The following is a 15,547-nucleotide window of genomic DNA, read 5'->3' as shown; positions in this document are numbered from 1 at the left end:
TAATATAAGGTAAATAATATGCGTAATAAAATGATCGTCGGTTCTGTGTTGGTTGCGTTTGTGTTGGGCGGTTGCGCCAATATGACAGAAACGCAAAAAGGTACGGCTAAAGGTGCAGCGATTGGTGCAGGCGTAGGTGCAGTGGTGGGTGCGGTAGCAGGTAAAGGCAAAGGTGCGGCGATTGGTGCAGTAGTGGGTGCTGGTGCCGGTGCTGTGGCGGGTAACGTTTGGACGAAGCGTCAAGAAGAGCAAAAACGCCAAATGGAAGAGGCAACGGCAGGTACTGGTGTGGCAGTAACACAAACAGCGGATAATCGTTTGAAGTTGGATATTCCAAGCGATATTTCATTTGCAGTAGGCCGTGCAGATATTCAATCTAATTTCAGAAGTATTTTAGATACATTTGCAACGGGCTTGGTGAATAATCCTAGCAGCAATGTCACGATTATTGGCCATACCGATAGCACTGGTTCGGATGCTGTGAATAACCCTTTATCGTTAAACCGTGCTGCAAGCGTACGTGATTATTTATCTTCACGTGGTGTGGCTTCAAGCCGTGTTGCAATTGAGGGTCGCGGTTCACGTGAGCCATTGGTGGCCAATGATACAGCGGCCAACAAAGCTAAAAATCGTCGTGTAGAGATTTTTGTGGCTGAGCCAGCACCAGCGGCAGCAGTGCAATAATCGCGTAGTGCGTTTGTGTTGCAATAAAAAAGGGCCTCAGGGCCCTTTTTTATTAAGCATGTGTTGATGAGACAGTAGCGCTAAGCAGCTAAGGTATCGCTGATAAAGCTAAATTGATTTTTGCCTTTTTTCTTAGAAAAATACATAGCAGCATCGGCCATCGATATCAGTGTTTCTTTATGAATAGCATCGTGCGGGAATCTGGCAATGCCAATGCTCACGCCAATTTGGATGGTTTGCTCTGCAATATTCAAAGGTCTGTTGAGCGATGCAATGATTCTTGATGCAATATCAATCAGACTTTTTTGATGATGAAAATGGTTAATCACAATTGCAAACTCATCGCCACCAAGGCGTGCTAAAAAATCATGCTCACGTAGCAAGCCAGTAATGATTTTGGCTACTTCTACCAGTACGTTATCGCCAATGTTGTGACCGTGGTCATCGTTCACGGCTTTAAATCCATCTAGATCCATATACAAAATGGCGTATTGCAGCTTACGTTGATGCGCGTTGGAGTGGGTGAGCTCAATAAAGTGCTCAAAGCCTCTTCTGTTAGGTAAGCCAGTCAGCATGTCGTGCTCAGCCTGATGGGCAAACGATTCGGAAGCCTCTTTGGTTTCTAATACTGTTTCAAACAGCTTGATGGTGCGTTTGTAAGAGAAAATCAGAATGCCGATAATAATGATGACCAAAAGCAAGCCGCATAAGATCGTAAATTCAAGGGCTTTTTTAATTTGTTTTTCGTAGGTTTGTCTTTGTGCCAACAACAGTAAATCTGCATTTTCCAGCTTGAGCTTAATCTCGTTCATCACAGTTCGGCCTTTGTCTTTACTCAGCGTTAAGTGTGATGCATATGCGCCTGCATCAAGCTGTACTTGGATGGAGGATTCAATGATATTGAATTTTTCGTCACTGAGTGCTTTGACTTGCAGCATAAGCGGTTTGATGGCCGGAAACAGTTGGTAGTTATCTGCAATGGCTTGGTAGGTTTCTAATGCTTTTGTTTTGCCTTCGGTATACGCGTCAAAGAACGAGACATTATTGGTAATCAAGTAGCCGCGTTGCCCAGTTTCTGCATCTACCACCGCACTGCGGAATGTCACCAGCAAGTAGCGCTGTGTATCGATCTGATCTTTTTGTTGCGAGAGGACAATGATGTGATAAAAGTTAAAGCATAGCCATAGCATTGAAATGCCTAACAACAAAGAGGCAATCAATAGCGGACGAATCGTGTCTGTTTTATAACTGGCCATGCTGTTTTTGAATGCACTTACTGACTTTAATGAGAATTTAAAGTGTAATCGCCATCACCTCAATTCAATTGGACAATTAAAGCGGTAAAAGTGCTGCAATTACAAGGCTTTATTGGTTTTAATGGCGCGATGAAATACGCAGTTTAATGGGTAGGCGGATAAGCCGTATGGCGATAAATACGGCTGGTTGAGTGGCTTGTTTAAAACGGAAGAAATGCTGCGGTGGCGATACTTTGGGTGATTCTGGAAATGAGGCGTTGTGATTTCTCTGCCAACATAAAGGCAAATAAATCGGTTCTGCCGATGATTTTGCCAAACTCGCGCTCAAAACTTAAATTGCGTTCTTGCGCGTTAAATTCATTGCTGAGTATGTACAGTTCACCGTTGGGTTTGCGGCTAGATGCCAATTTCCACGCCGCAATTTCTACATTACGCGCCACGTTGTATAGGCTTTGCGGGTGGATGCTATCGGTTAAGTAAAATGCATTTTTTCCGCCATGGGCTTTTTGCAACATGGTATGCAGGCCGACAATAAATGAGAGCACGCGATCACCCGCGTAATCAGGAGAAAAGCTGAGGTGAATAGCCTCTACCCCTTGTTTGTTTTGCATCTCTTTAAATTGCCAGTGGTGTTGTAGGGCGCCATCAAACACCCAATCCACCATTTTTTCTGCGCTGTCGCTGGTGCTTTTGGCTAATTCATGCGGATTGCGCTTGTAGAGCTTGAGCATCAATATTTTCAGGCTTTGTGTATTTTCGGAATACTCCACATCGGCCATGCGGTCAAAATCGGTTTTAATAAATTGATTGGCTGAGCTTTTCTCAGCACGTTCCGGCATAGGTTTGCCTTCGGAGGCGGGCGGAGCAGGTGCACTAGCACATGCGGTGAGTAGTATCGTCAGTGCAATCAGTAGCGACTTCATGCAAATAATGAGACTTGCTTATGCAGCATCCTCGATTTGGGAAATACGATGCTAAAGGTACTTCCCACGCCGACTTCACTTTCGATATGCAGATTGGCTTGATGTCGGTTTAGAATATGCTTCACGATAGAAAGCCCCAATCCGGTACCGCCCGTCTCACGGCTACGGCTACTATCCACGCGGTAAAAACGTTCGGTGAGTCGGTCAATATGATGTTGCTCAATGCCAATGCCGGTGTCACGCACACTGAATACAGGCTGGCCATCGTGCATTCCCCAGCTGATATAAATCTCACCACCTTTGGGTGTGTAGCGGATGGCGTTGCTGACCAGATTGCTAAACGCGCTCTGCAATTCACTTTGGGCGCCGTTTAAATTGAGGGTTGGGTCTGTTTCCAAATGGATTTTATGATGACTTTGGCTGAGCCCTTTTGCATCATTTTGCACCAGCTTTAACATATTGCTCATGTCAATTTCAATGTCTTCTGTATCTTTTGCATTGCTTTCAATTTGCGATAGCGTCAGCAAGTCTTCAATGATCCGGCGCATGCGGCCGGTTTGTTCTTGCATCATATTAAAGTAAGGCTTTGCGGTCTCCGAAACTTCACCCGCCATGTCTGACAAGGTTTCTAAGAAACCACCAATGACCGTGAGCGGGGTGCGTAACTCGTGCGAGACGTTGGCAATAAAATCACGGCGCATGACTTCCGTTTTTTCCAATGCGGAAATATCACGACAGATCAGCAGCTTTTGCTTGGTGCCAAACGGAATCAGCTGAATCTCGAGTGTGACATCAGGGTTGCGCCAAGACTTGAGCTTGATGGGCGAGCTGTAGTCGTCGGATTGTAAGTAGCTGAGAAACTCACCATTACGCACCAAATAATTGATGGGTTGTTTTTCGTCATGGTGTTTGTTCAAGCCCAACTGTTTTTCTGCCGGATCATTAAACCACTCGATTTCATTTTGTGTGTTGAGCACCACGACGGCATCGGGCAGGGCGCTGGTGGCGTGTCTAAAACGCTCAAGCGCGGTGCTTAATTGGCTTTGGTTGCGGGAGTGCTTGCGTTGTTCTTGGTACAGCATGGCAAATACATCTTCCCAGATACCAGTGCCATTGGGAATGTGATTCAAGACAGGTTTGAGTAGCCAAGTGTAAAGTTTGTGCAGCCAATAGAGATGGCCAGCAAGATAAATCAGTATGCCGACACTAAAAATAATGAGTGCGGTTTTGGTGTCATATACCAGCCAAATTAACAAGCAAAATGCTGTTAACGAAAGAATGAGCCAAAATGCTTTCCAGCGAATATCTTGCACAATTTAAGCGCTTCAAAAAATTGGTGGTTAATTATAACGAGCTTTTGTGACAAGCGTGTGCGCAATATTTAATTATTTTTAACAGCGTAAATGGATGCAATTACTCAGGTTGCGATGGGGTGAGCGGGTCAGCGTTGAGTGGAAGTTTTTGATAAGGCGCTGCTAATGGCTCGCCAATAAACAAGCCCTGTGTTGGCCATGCAACACTCTTCCAGTAAGACTCTATCAAGGTTTCCCCCGCTAAGTAATGTGATAACAACACCTGAGGATTGGAAAACTTTTGCCAGTAGTTACAAGGTTCGGATACCGTGCCATAACTGCCTGTCGCCCCAGCCTCCGTCCATTGTGTAATGCGCGAGGGATTGCCAGGCGTGAGCTCGCCGCCGAATGATGTCAGGTGATCGCCTACCGCACCGGGTAGAAAATTTAATGTATCCAGATTGGCTACTGAGACTTGCCCGGTAAAGTAAAACATCACATCGCGTTTGTGCTGTATGGACTCTGTATTCAGTGTGCGCAGAAATAATCTTCTGGTTTGGATGGTGCTCAGGTCTTTGGGAAAAAAACGCTCTCTTGGTTTGCTTCTTGCGCTATCGGCTGTTTTGAGAAAGTAAGCAGTGCCTTCATTTACGCTAAAGCTGCTCAATACACCACGATCTATCAGCGCTTTGGCGGAGGATACAGAGTCTGTGGGTATGAGGATAGAGAGACGTATGCCGAGGTCGCGAAAAGGTTGTAAGCTGGCGTGATTAAAGTAAGGGCTTAACGTGCCGGCGCCACAGGTGTTCTCGCATTGTTTGGCTTGGTAACCAAAAGTCATGGCGGCTGTAATACTGTTGCAACCCACGGCAAATGGCGTTGTCCATACCAGCACAATCACTTGAATGTCTGTATTGAGTTGCCCATCAACCGCTTGTTTGATAGGCGCAAATTTTTCTGGAGAAATAGACGACTGTGTGTCCGCGGGAATGCTGATGCCAATCAGATTCTGCTTAGGGATATTTCTGGCAGCCATGTAGTAGTTGGCTATTTCAATACTCTTGGCGTCGTTCTGGTTAAACACCACCGCTACATTTTTGGCAGTGAGCTGTGATGGGCGATACAACACACTGCTGCTCAAATCTGCTGCGGTGGCCTTGAGTGTACACAACACACACAGACTCAGTAACCCGAAAATAAAACGCATCTTTATCGCGTGCATGGAATGTTCATCATGGTCGTCATAAGTTTATGATAACCTACAATTTAGGTATAGAGATAACAGGAGCGTGTGAGGTGAGTGACCATCAAACTTTATTGATTACAGGTGCAAACCGTGGGATTGGGCTGGAATATGTACGTCAGTATGCCGATGACGGTTGGCGGGTAATTGCATGCTGCCGACAGCCAGAGCAGGCCGGTGCATTACAGCGACTGGCCGCAGGCAATCAACAGATTGAAATCCACCATTTGGATGTTGGAGACTTCGATCAAATAGAGGCGTTGGGTAGAACTTTGGCTGATCAATCCATACAGTTATTGATCAACAATGCAGGCATATACCCGGAGAGCTCATTTCGCCATGTTGATTATGCGCAGTGGATGCAAGCGTTCAAGATCAATACGATGTCGACCTTGAAATTAGCAGAAGTGTTTGTTCCACATTTAGTGAAAGCCGGTAATGCAAAGCTAGTGGCTATGACCAGCAAAATGGGCAGCATTGACGACAATACGAGTGGCGGTGAGTATCTTTATCGCTCATCTAAAACTGCGCTCAATATGGTCATGAAAAGTCTTTCGCACGATTTAAATAAATATGGTATTTCGGTGGCATCGCTGCATCCGGGCTGGGTAAGAACTGATATGGGCGGCCCGAATGGCTTGATCGATACGGAGACCAGCGTAAGTGGGTTGCGCAAAGTGATTGCAAATTTATCGTTGAATCGTTCCGGAAAGTTTTTTGCTTATGATGGCAAAGAGATTGCCTGGTAGCGTAGACGCAATCGCTATTCTAAAAGCGTCTTTTTAAATGGCGCACGCTCTTCTAACTCGCTGGTATATGCGCTCATATGGCTAGATTCTTTTTGCAGAAATCTGCTAATCGCAGCTTTAAAATCAGGGTGTGCAATTTGATGGTATGAGCATGTTGGCCTAGGTTCAAACCCTCTAGCTAGTTTATGTTCACCTTGCGCGCCACCTTCAAAATAGGTGATGCCTTGGGCAATACAAAAGGCCTGTGCTTGGTAATAGCAAAGCTCAAAGTGCAAATTGGACACGTAATGTAATGCGCCCCAATACCTGCCGTATAAGGTGTTGGCATTATAGATATTAAGTGTCGCTGCAATTGGTTTCCCATACAGTTCGGCAACAATCATTAATATGTTGGATGGCATCGACTTGCCAATTAAGCTAAAAAATTCGCGCGTTAAATAAGGGCTTGAGTGATGCGCGCGGTAGGTATTGCAATAGCAGTCGTAAAAAAAATCCCAATCGGATTCGCTAATGTCTGTCCCCATTAGCCATTTGCATTGCACGCCGGCTTCCACTACTTTCTTGCGTTCCTGACGAATCTTCTTACGCTTGTCGTGGCTTAGTGTTGCTAAGAATGCTTCCCAGTTTGGATACGCTTTATTCTGCCAGCGAAATTGCACACCATCTCGCTTTAACCAGCCAGCCTCCTGAAAAAATGGACTGCATGTTTCGGATGGAAATAAGGCATGCGCACTCGATAGCTGATGTTGATCCAGCATATTCGTCAGTGCGGCAACCAATAGTTGCGACACGACAGGATCATGGCTTAATAGCTTGCTGCAAGTCACCGGCGTGAATGGTACGGCGCACACCAGCTTGGGATAGTAGGGGATTTGATGCTGTGTATAAGCCTCTGCCCATGACCAATCGAATACATATTCACCATAAGAATGTGTTTTTAAGTAGGCGGGGATAGCGCCAATTAGTTGCGCTTGTTGATCGAACAGTGTGATGGCACAGGTTGACCACCCAGTGCCTTCGCCTACGGATTTAGATTGTTCCAACGCCAATAAAAACGCATGTTGTAAAAATGGTGTGCCGTCTGTCAGCGCATTCCAAGCAAGCGCATCAATGTCTTGCATACTGGCGATTGTTTTAGCGGTGTATGAACTTGGTGACTGCATGAAGTGTACTTTAAACCAGAAAGCTTGAAACTAGAAAGTGAGTTTAAAGACAGGGAGCAGCGTTTTGGCGAATAGTTCGGGCTAGACTCTGATATTAAAGGGAATTAGCTAGGGCGTTTGCGACCATTGGCTGCTTGTTTGTTGACTTTGGACTTACTTAGATTTTTGATTTCCGCTTCTTTTTCTTGGATGCGTTGCGCTTCCATGCGGGCTTCGGCAGCTTTTTGACGCTCTATGGATTTGGCTTGTGCTAGTTCTAACTCTTCTAGCGTAATCACGCCATCTTCATCCACATCTACATAGCTGAAATGTCGTGCAATTTGTGGAAGACATTGTGTGGTTTCTTCGCGGTCTAGCGAATCGTCATTATCGCGGTTACAGTCATTAAAGCGCTGCGTAATGCTGTCTTTCATGGCTTTACGTTTAAGCTCTATCTGATTATGTTCTGGATCAGTATGTTTGGCGTAATCGGATAACGCTTTGCGTAAGCGCGCCCTGTCTTCCGGGCTGAAATTATGCTCCAAGGTTTGCTCTAGTCCTGCATCGTCATTATCGGTCGATACTTGCTTATCATCGGTCGGAGAAAAAAACATTTTATTCTCTGCAATCACAGGCGACGTAAGCATCAGCCCGGCGGTAACGAGCAAATATTTAATACTGATGATGGGAGAGAAATTCAAAGCCATGGATTTTTTTGTGTAGTCTTTACCTTGTTTTTGGTCAGAAACAGCTAAATACCTAAGTTTTAAGAGCGTTATCTTGAATTATGATTGTAAATATTTTGTTTCACATCATCGCTTAATTGTAACTAATTGTAAAATTTCAACTTATACTGCTTGTATATTTAGATAACCTTAGAGGTATTAAGTTTTGCAGGTTCTAGATTTATTCACTTTTAAACCATATACTTGGCGATTGGCAGTCATTAACATGACGCAATACTCTCCAAAAGGGCATGAATGATCGTGGAAAATACAAAAAAAATATTAATGGTCGATGATGATTTGCGCATGCGTGAGTTGCTGCAGCGTTATCTTACCGAGCAGGGGTTCAGTATCAAAGCAGTTTCTGACGCAAAAGAAATGGATGTTGCGTTGGCTGCGGAGTCGTTTGATTTGTTAGTGCTGGATTTGATGTTGCCAGGCGAGGATGGCTTGGCAATTTGCCGCCGTCTACGCGGATCTAATTTGACGACCCCCATCATTATGTTAACTGCGCGCGGTGACGAAGTGGATAGGATTGTCGGACTGGAAATGGGGGCGGACGATTACTTGCCTAAACCATTCAATCCGCGTGAACTGTTAGCACGGATTAACGCAGTATTACGACGTCACGAGCATTCGCCCAATGCAGACAATAGTGGCAAAGTCGAGGCATTTAGCTTTGGTGAATTTGTATTTGATGCGAACACCCGTAGTTTAAGCAGGAATGGCATGCCGATTACCATTACCAGTGGTGAGTTTACTTTGCTTAAAGTGTTTACCGAGCATCCACGTCAACCACTTTCCCGTGACCGTTTAATGCAACTTGCCCGCGGACGTGAGCTGGATGTATTTGACCGCAGTATTGATGTGCAAGTCTCGCGCTTAAGACGCATTATAGAGGCAGATCCTGCGCACCCACGCTATTTGCAAACCATGTGGGGTTTTGGTTATGTGTTCATTCCTGATGGTGAGGCCGCGTAATCATCACGTTTAGCAGATTGTTTTGAGATTACTCCCACGCACACTCCTATCTAGATTGCTATTGCTGATTGCCTTGCTGCTGGCGATTAGTATCTATGCCTCTTTAAAGATCTTTGATTATTTCGATCGAGAACCACGCGCCACCACGGCCGCCTTACAAGCGGTCACTATCGTCAATTACACGCGCGCGTCACTCATCGCCTCGCATGAGAATAGACGTCTTGCATTGTTGTCAGAACTGTCTGGGCGTGAAGGTGTACGCGTCTACGCGGCTGACTTTTTAGAAGACATTGAACCGCTACCGCAAGACCCATTTATTAATCTGATTGCACAAAAAATCCGTGAGCGTTTGGGCGATGAAACCATCATCACTGTCAACCATTACGATATTCCCGGTTTATGGATAAGTTTCAATGTGGGGCAAGATGATTTCTGGGTGGTCATTCCTAAGATTCAGGTGGACCGTCCGTTCCCATGGCATTGGCTAGGTTGGGCGGCGGTGGTGGGCCTGCTGTCACTCCTAGGTGCGTATATTATTGCTTCCAGAATCAATCGCCCACTTAATTTATTGGTGCATGCTGCGGAGCGTTTGCGTAATGGTGAGCCAGCGCCTAAATTACCAGAAGACAGTGTGGAAGAGTTGCGCGAGGTGAGCCGTACCTTTAATGAGGTGGCGGAATCGCTGGTGCGTTTAGATGCTGAGCGTACGTTGTTGTTGGCTGGTGTATCGCATGATATTCGCACACCACTCGCACGGTTAAGATTGGCAGTAGAGATGTTATCTGGCGGTACTGGCGATAGCATGAAGCAAGGCATGATTGAAGACATCAGTGATATGGACAACATCATCCATCAGTTCTTGGATTTTGTGCGCGGTGTGGAAGGTGAGCCGACCAAAATGGTCGATATTAATGAATTGCTGCGTTCGCTGGCAGAGCGGCAAGCCCGTGCCGGTCGTAACTTGAAACTCAATCTTACCGCTACTTACTATATCCCGCTCAGGCCGCTGGCCATGCAACGTTTACTCGATAATTTGGTGGGTAACGCCTATGCCTATGCTAAAGGTGAGGTGGCGGTGAGCAGTAAAATTACTGCGGACAAAATCATTATCAGTGTCTTGGATAATGGCCCGGGGATTCCGCCTGAACATGCGCAACGACTGCTCAGGCCATTTGAGCGGATGGACAGCGCACGCAATAAAAACGAAGGAGGCAGTGGCTTGGGTTTGGCCATCTGTAACCGTATTGCCAAGTTGCATCGCGGAAGTCTGGAGCTGATCAATCGCCCACAAGGCGGGTTAGAAGCAAGACTGTCTCTGCCTATTATGCACTAATGCTTGCCCGCTGGTTTGCCCTCTACTCGGTTGCGGCCATTACGCTTAGCGTTGTACAGTAATCTGTCAGCATGAATCATCATGTCATTTAAATTTTTGCGCAGTATATTGGTGGCGCCAATACTGCAAGTGTACTGAATGACATGTTGTTTAACGCACACTGATTGCCCCGCAAGCTTTGCCCTAAACGCATCAATATGTTCAAAGCTGGTCAAATAGATAGGCGATTGGCTGAGCACAGCGAACTCTTCACCACCCAGCCTAGCCACAATATCTCCATGAAAGTGTGCTTTTAGCTGCTGCGCAAAATTTTTGATTGCTTCATCGCCTGCATCGTGGCCATAGACATCGTTCACTTTTTTGAAAAAATCGATATCCATCATCATGACGGTGAGTGGGCTATTGTCGTGCAGTGTTTTGAATATTTTGTCGCCATGCTCAAAGAAATAGCGACGATTAAACACATTGCTTAAATAGTCGATATTGGACAAATGCTTTGCAAATTCAACAGCATCTAACATGTCTAGATTTTGATTTATGCGACACAGCAAAATTTCATAATTGAAGGGTTTGGAAATAAAGTCGTTAGCACCTGCTTTCAGAAATTTAACGGCCAAGCGTGGGTCAGAAGAAGTGGAAATGCCGATAATGAGCAATTGGTCTTTAGGGTAAATAACACGTGCTTTTTGTACAAATGTGATGCCATCAATCATCGACATTTGGTGATCAACCAGCACCAATTTTACGTCTCCATGTTGGTGCAAGATATCTAAAGCTTCGATCCCATTCGTGGCTTGTAACACGTTGAATTTTTGCAACATAAGCTCACGTGCAATTACAAATTGCGACACTTTAGAGTCGTCTACAATCAGCACTTTAATGGAGGTGTTTTTATGCACTCTGACGATAAGTTCGCATATATAAGTGATGTCGTCAGATTGCCCTTTGACCACATAGTCAATGACATGGCGCTTGATGAGCTGGTCACGCATTTCATCTTCATAGTGCGAGACGATGGCAATGATTGGGATATTAAATTCACCCAGTAGATCGACCTTCTCGAAGGCATCTGAATCTAAATGAATAGCGCTGGTGATGCCCAAGAAGAACGTGTTGGGCTGCTCGGTAAGTAATAACCTTGCAGCTGCAGCCGAATGCACTGTAGCGACTTGTACTCGTAGCTGGCTTTCGATTTCTAGCTTGAGGGTATGTGCGTATTGCTCGTCTTGCTCTAGCACTAAAATTTGAAATTGCACGGCGGTGACAGGGTCGCGTAATGTCTTGCGGATATGTCTATTTGGCATACACGGACATGGGTTTAAGTAGATAGCTGGCTATATTGGCTATGGTTGAAACCAATTCAATTTCTCTCGGAGTAACACCACTTCGCCAATAATGGTCAAGCATGGCGGCTTCATCTCGGCAATGGTTACTTTTTCGGCCAAATCAGCCAGTGTGGCAGTGACCACACGTTGGCGCTGCGTGGTGCCTTGCTGGATGACTGCAGCTGGCATAGTAGGTGATACGCCACGTTGAATCAGTTGCTGACAGATTTCTGCTAACCCAACCAAGCCCATATAGATGACTACAGTTTGGCGGGGGCGCGTCATGGCATCCCAATCCAGATCAATAGTGCCATCTTTGAGATGCCCGGTGATAAATAGGCACGCTTGTGCATAATCGCGATGCGTGAGCGGTATACCTGCATAGCTGGAGCCACCATTGGCTGCGGTAATACCAGGTACTACTTGGAATGGCACACCATATTGCATCAGGGTTTCAATCTCTTCACCGCCGCGCCCAAAAATAAACGGGTCGCCGCCTTTCAAACGCAATACACGTTTGCCTTCAAGTGCAAGTTTTGCAAGTAGTTCATTGATTTGCTCCTGCGGCATGGTGTGTTGGTCGCGCGCTTTACCCACATAAATCAGTTCTGCATCCCTGCGTACCAGTTCCATTACTTCTGGGCTGACCAGTTTGTCATAGACGCATACGTCGCATTGCTGCATCAGACGGAGCGCCCTGAATGTGAGTAGGTCAGGGTCACCAGGGCCGCCGCCCACCAAAAACACCTCGCCTTTGGGGGATTGGCTGGGGTTGTCGCTGAGTATGTCGCGCAATACTTCACGTGCTGCTTCCTCTTGTCCAGACAACACACGCTCTACCATAGGGCCTTGTAATACATCTTCCCAAAAGCGGCGGCGCAATTGCGTTGTTGCAAATTTTGCTTTGACTTGGTCGCGGAACTCTCCCGCAATGGCTGCGATACGGCCATAACTGGCAGGCAACATGGTTTCAATCTTGGTGCGGATATAACGTGCTAGTACAGGGGCATTTCCTTCAGACGATACGGCAATGACTACTGGGCTGCGGTCAATCACAGAGCCCATGGTGAATGTACACAAGGCCGGAGCATCTACGACATTGACTGGAATATTCAATGCTTTTGCGGCGATGGATACAGCTTCATTTACTGCTTCATCATCGGTAGCGGCAATGACCAAGCAAGCGCCAGTCAGTTGCGCCGGTGTAAATGCAGTCGCAACGTGGTGAATTTTTTGCGCATCGGCCATGGCTTGCAGTTCATGGCATAAACTGGGGGATACCAAGGTGACGTCTGCGCTGGCTTTGAGCAGCATGGTGACTTTGCGCGTAGCGACATCGCCACCGCCAATGACGATACACGGACGCTGTTGAATATTCAGGAAAATCGGTAGTGCTTGCATGTGTTCAGTTCAATATTTGGAATACGCCCATTTTACCTTGCTAGGTGCAAATAAGCTAAAATACTGTTTTAACGTCAAATGTTGTCACAGTGAGCAAAAAAGTCTTTATTAAAACCTTTGGTTGTCAGATGAATGAATACGATTCATCGCGCATGGCCGATATGCTGGCGGCCAGTGAAGGCATGGTGGAAACGCAAACGGTAGAAGATGCGGATGTGATTTTGCTTAACACTTGCTCGGTGCGTGAAAAAGCAGAAGATAAAGTGTTTAGCCATTTAGGCCGCTTTATTCCACTCAAAGAAAAAAATCCCAATTTAATTATTGGTGTCGGTGGCTGTGTCGCGTCGCAAGAGGGTGACAACATCATCAAGCGCGCGCCTTATGTGGATGTGGTGTTTGGCCCGCAAACCTTGCATCGCTTGCCTGAAATGATTAAACAAAGTCAGAATTCAGGGCAGTCTCAAGTTGATATCACTTTTCCAGAAATTGAGAAATTTGACCATTTGCCACCACCGCGCATAGAGGGTGCGACTGCCTTTTTAAGCATTATGGAAGGCTGCAGTAAATACTGTAGTTTCTGCGTAGTGCCTTATACGCGTGGCGAAGAAGTCTCTCGGCCATTTGCTGATGTTTTGACTGAGGCGGTACAGTTGGCAGAACAAGGGGTGAAAGAAATTACTTTGCTGGGTCAAAACGTCAATGCCTATCGTGCAGAGTATGATGGCGTAGAAGCAGACTTGGCGATGCTGATTGAGACACTGGCTGAAATCCCCGAGATTGGACGCATTCGATTTACCACCAGTCACCCCAATGAAATGAATGAGCGCTTGATCGCTTGTTTTGCGAGTGTGCCAAAGTTGGCGGTGCAATTGCATTTGCCAGTGCAGGCAGGTAGTGACCGTATCTTGATGGCAATGAAGCGCAACTACACTGGGCTGCAATATAAAAGTACGATACGCAAACTAAAAGCAGCAAGCCCAAATCTTACGTTTACTTCGGATTTTATTGTGGGATTTCCCGGTGAGTCGGAAACAGACTTTCTGGCAACAGCGAGACTGATGCAAGATGTTGGGTTTGACTACAGCTTTAGTTTTTTATATAGCCCAAGGCCAGGTACCCCAGCCTCGTTTATCAAAGACGATACGCCGCACGCCACTAAATTGGAACGCTTAGCCAAACTGCAAAGTATCAATGAAGCACAAGGCGATGCGATCAGCCGTGGCATGCTGGGTACGATCCAGCGCGTGTTGATTGATGGCGTATCTTGGAAAGACAGTACATTATTGGCGGGTAAAACCGATAACAATCGCGTGGTGGATATTCAGGGAGCGCCTGCGTTGATTCATCAATTTGTGCAAGTGAAAATCACGGATGTGACCAACCCCAAACGCTTACAAGGCGAGATAGTCATTAGTTGAGATAGTAAACCATGGAAATTCAATTACGCCCTGAAGACAATGCCCGCTTAGCCAATTTGTGCGGTGCGTTAGACGAGAATATTAAACAAATTGAAACGGCGCTTGAGGTTAATATCAATCGTCGTGGCAGCACGTTTAACTTGTCTGGCAAGCAAGACAATGTGCGTATTGCGGCGCAAATGTTAGAAAACTTTTATGTGCGCGCCAAAAAGCCTATCGAGCTGGAAGAGATTCAGCTGGGCTTGGTCGAGGTAGATAAACTAAAGCCAGAAGATGTGACCACCAGCCAAGCCATGCCAGTGCTAATGACGCGGCGTGGCGATTTGCATGGGCGTACCCCAAGGCAGGTATCTTATTTGCAGCAGATTCAAGATTTTGATATTACGTTTGGGATTGGCCCGGCCGGTACAGGTAAAACGTATTTGGCGGTGGCTAGTGCGGTGGATGCGATGACGCGCGACCGCGTAAAGCGTATTGTGTTAGTGCGCCCAGCGGTAGAGGCTGGTGAGCGTTTAGGCTTCTTGCCTGGCGATTTAAATCAAAAAGTGGACCCTTACTTACGCCCGTTATATGACGCATTGTATGATTTGGCCGGCTATGACACAGTGAATAAAATGTTTGAACGTGGCGCCATTGAAGTCGCGCCATTAGCGTACATGCGTGGCCGCACGCTCAACCAAAGTTTTATTATTTTGGATGAAGCGCAAAATACAACGCCTGAACAAATGAAGATGTTTTTAACGCGCATTGGGTTTGGCACCAAAGCTGTGATTACCGGTGACGTGACGCAGATTGATTTACAGCGTCATCAGAAAAGTGGTTTGGTAGAAGCGCAAAAAATCCTGAAGGATGTCAAAGGCATTGCGATGACACATTTCTTGTCGCAAGATGTGGTGCGTCATCCATTGGTACAAAAAATTATCAATGCGTATGAAAACTACGAGCAGAAAAATGCAGCGGAGTAGCCGTTTACAACGCTTGCATAAACGCCTTAATTAAACCGGTTAAATAGCGTTAATTATCGATATGCCCGTATGGTCAACGTTTTAAGATGATGGTATTTCGCTAGCATCTT

14 protein-coding genes are annotated in these 15,547 nt (G+C 46.1%); 6 read left to right on the top strand and 8 right to left on the bottom strand.

Annotation, left to right across the window (positions count from 1 at the left end):
* The first annotated feature begins 18 nt into the window (after positions 1 to 18).
* Positions 19 to 684, top strand: a complete 666-nt coding sequence (locus FG11_RS09560) for an OmpA family protein (RefSeq protein ID WP_020182861.1) — start codon at positions 19 to 21, stop codon at positions 682 to 684.
* Positions 685 to 764: 80 nt separating this feature from the next.
* On the opposite strand, the gene FG11_RS09555 is transcribed toward FG11_RS09560, so the two are convergent.
* The 4 genes from FG11_RS09555 to FG11_RS09540 all read right to left on the bottom strand — a co-directional run bounded on the left by FG11_RS09555 (position 765) and on the right by FG11_RS09540 (position 5,362).
* Positions 765 to 1,940 (bottom strand): diguanylate cyclase domain-containing protein, encoded by a 1,176-nt coding sequence (locus tag FG11_RS09555; protein WP_052185016.1) that lies wholly within the window; start codon positions 1,938 to 1,940, stop codon positions 765 to 767.
* A gap of 200 nt (positions 1,941 to 2,140) precedes the next feature.
* Positions 2,141 to 2,863, bottom strand: a complete 723-nt coding sequence (locus FG11_RS09550; RefSeq protein WP_025224905.1) for a hypothetical protein — start codon at positions 2,861 to 2,863, stop codon at positions 2,141 to 2,143.
* Complete coding sequence (gene phoR / locus FG11_RS09545) at positions 2,860 to 4,176, bottom strand: phosphate regulon sensor histidine kinase PhoR (RefSeq protein ID WP_020182858.1); 1,317 nt, start codon at positions 4,174 to 4,176, stop codon at positions 2,860 to 2,862. Before phoR ends, FG11_RS09550 begins: the two co-directional genes overlap by 4 nt.
* A 100-nt stretch (positions 4,177 to 4,276) precedes the next feature.
* On the bottom strand, positions 4,277 to 5,362 hold the full coding sequence (locus tag FG11_RS09540; RefSeq protein ID WP_047534652.1) for a TIGR03790 family protein: 1,086 nt from the start codon (positions 5,360 to 5,362) through the stop codon (positions 4,277 to 4,279).
* An 89-nt stretch (positions 5,363 to 5,451) separates the two neighbouring features.
* Between FG11_RS09540 and FG11_RS09535 the strand changes: the two genes are divergently transcribed.
* Positions 5,452 to 6,147, top strand: coding sequence for an SDR family oxidoreductase (locus FG11_RS09535; protein WP_020182856.1), 696 nt, complete (start codon positions 5,452 to 5,454; stop codon positions 6,145 to 6,147).
* A gap of 14 nt (positions 6,148 to 6,161) precedes the next feature.
* Here FG11_RS09535 and FG11_RS09530 read toward each other — a convergent pair whose 3' ends face one another.
* Positions 6,162 to 7,310 (bottom strand): GNAT family N-acetyltransferase, encoded by a 1,149-nt coding sequence (locus FG11_RS09530; protein ID WP_052185014.1) that lies wholly within the window; start codon positions 7,308 to 7,310, stop codon positions 6,162 to 6,164.
* A gap of 104 nt (positions 7,311 to 7,414) precedes the next feature.
* Entirely contained in the window at positions 7,415 to 7,996 is a 582-nt protein-coding gene (locus tag FG11_RS09525) for a hypothetical protein (protein WP_025224901.1), read from the bottom strand.
* A 273-nt stretch (positions 7,997 to 8,269) separates the two neighbouring features.
* Here FG11_RS09525 and ompR point away from each other — a divergent pair, with 273 nt between their 5' ends.
* Both ompR and FG11_RS09515 read left to right on the top strand, forming a co-directional pair.
* The gene (gene ompR / locus FG11_RS09520) at positions 8,270 to 8,995 is read left to right on the top strand and encodes an osmolarity response regulator transcription factor OmpR (RefSeq protein ID WP_025224900.1); all 726 of its coding nucleotides are present in this window, start codon (positions 8,270 to 8,272) and stop codon (positions 8,993 to 8,995) included.
* Positions 8,996 to 9,017: 22 nt separating this feature from the next.
* Complete coding sequence (locus tag FG11_RS09515) at positions 9,018 to 10,328, top strand: ATP-binding protein (protein WP_052185013.1); 1,311 nt, start codon at positions 9,018 to 9,020, stop codon at positions 10,326 to 10,328.
* On the opposite strand, the gene FG11_RS09510 is transcribed toward FG11_RS09515, so the two are convergent.
* A complete protein-coding gene (locus FG11_RS09510; RefSeq protein WP_052185012.1) occupies positions 10,325 to 11,632 on the bottom strand; it encodes a GGDEF domain-containing response regulator in 1,308 nt (435 codons plus the stop codon). The genes FG11_RS09515 and FG11_RS09510 overlap by 4 nt on opposite strands.
* A gap of 39 nt (positions 11,633 to 11,671) precedes the next feature.
* Positions 11,672 to 13,054, bottom strand: a complete 1,383-nt coding sequence (gene cysG, locus FG11_RS09505) for a siroheme synthase CysG (RefSeq protein ID WP_047534635.1) — start codon at positions 13,052 to 13,054, stop codon at positions 11,672 to 11,674.
* Positions 13,055 to 13,143: 89 nt separating this feature from the next.
* Here cysG and miaB point away from each other — a divergent pair, with 89 nt between their 5' ends.
* Positions 13,144 to 14,472, top strand: a complete 1,329-nt coding sequence (gene miaB, locus FG11_RS09500) for a tRNA (N6-isopentenyl adenosine(37)-C2)-methylthiotransferase MiaB (protein ID WP_047534632.1) — start codon at positions 13,144 to 13,146, stop codon at positions 14,470 to 14,472.
* A gap of 11 nt (positions 14,473 to 14,483) precedes the next feature.
* Positions 14,484 to 15,437 (top strand): PhoH family protein, encoded by a 954-nt coding sequence (locus FG11_RS09495; RefSeq protein WP_047534627.1) that lies wholly within the window; start codon positions 14,484 to 14,486, stop codon positions 15,435 to 15,437.
* The last annotated feature ends 110 nt before the right edge of the window (positions 15,438 to 15,547 follow it).

Origin of the sequence: Methylotenera sp. N17, assembly GCF_000799155.1 — a bacterium.
Lineage (GTDB): Bacteria > Pseudomonadota > Gammaproteobacteria > Burkholderiales > Methylophilaceae > Methylophilus.
This window is presented reverse-complemented; position numbering and strand designations above follow the sequence as displayed.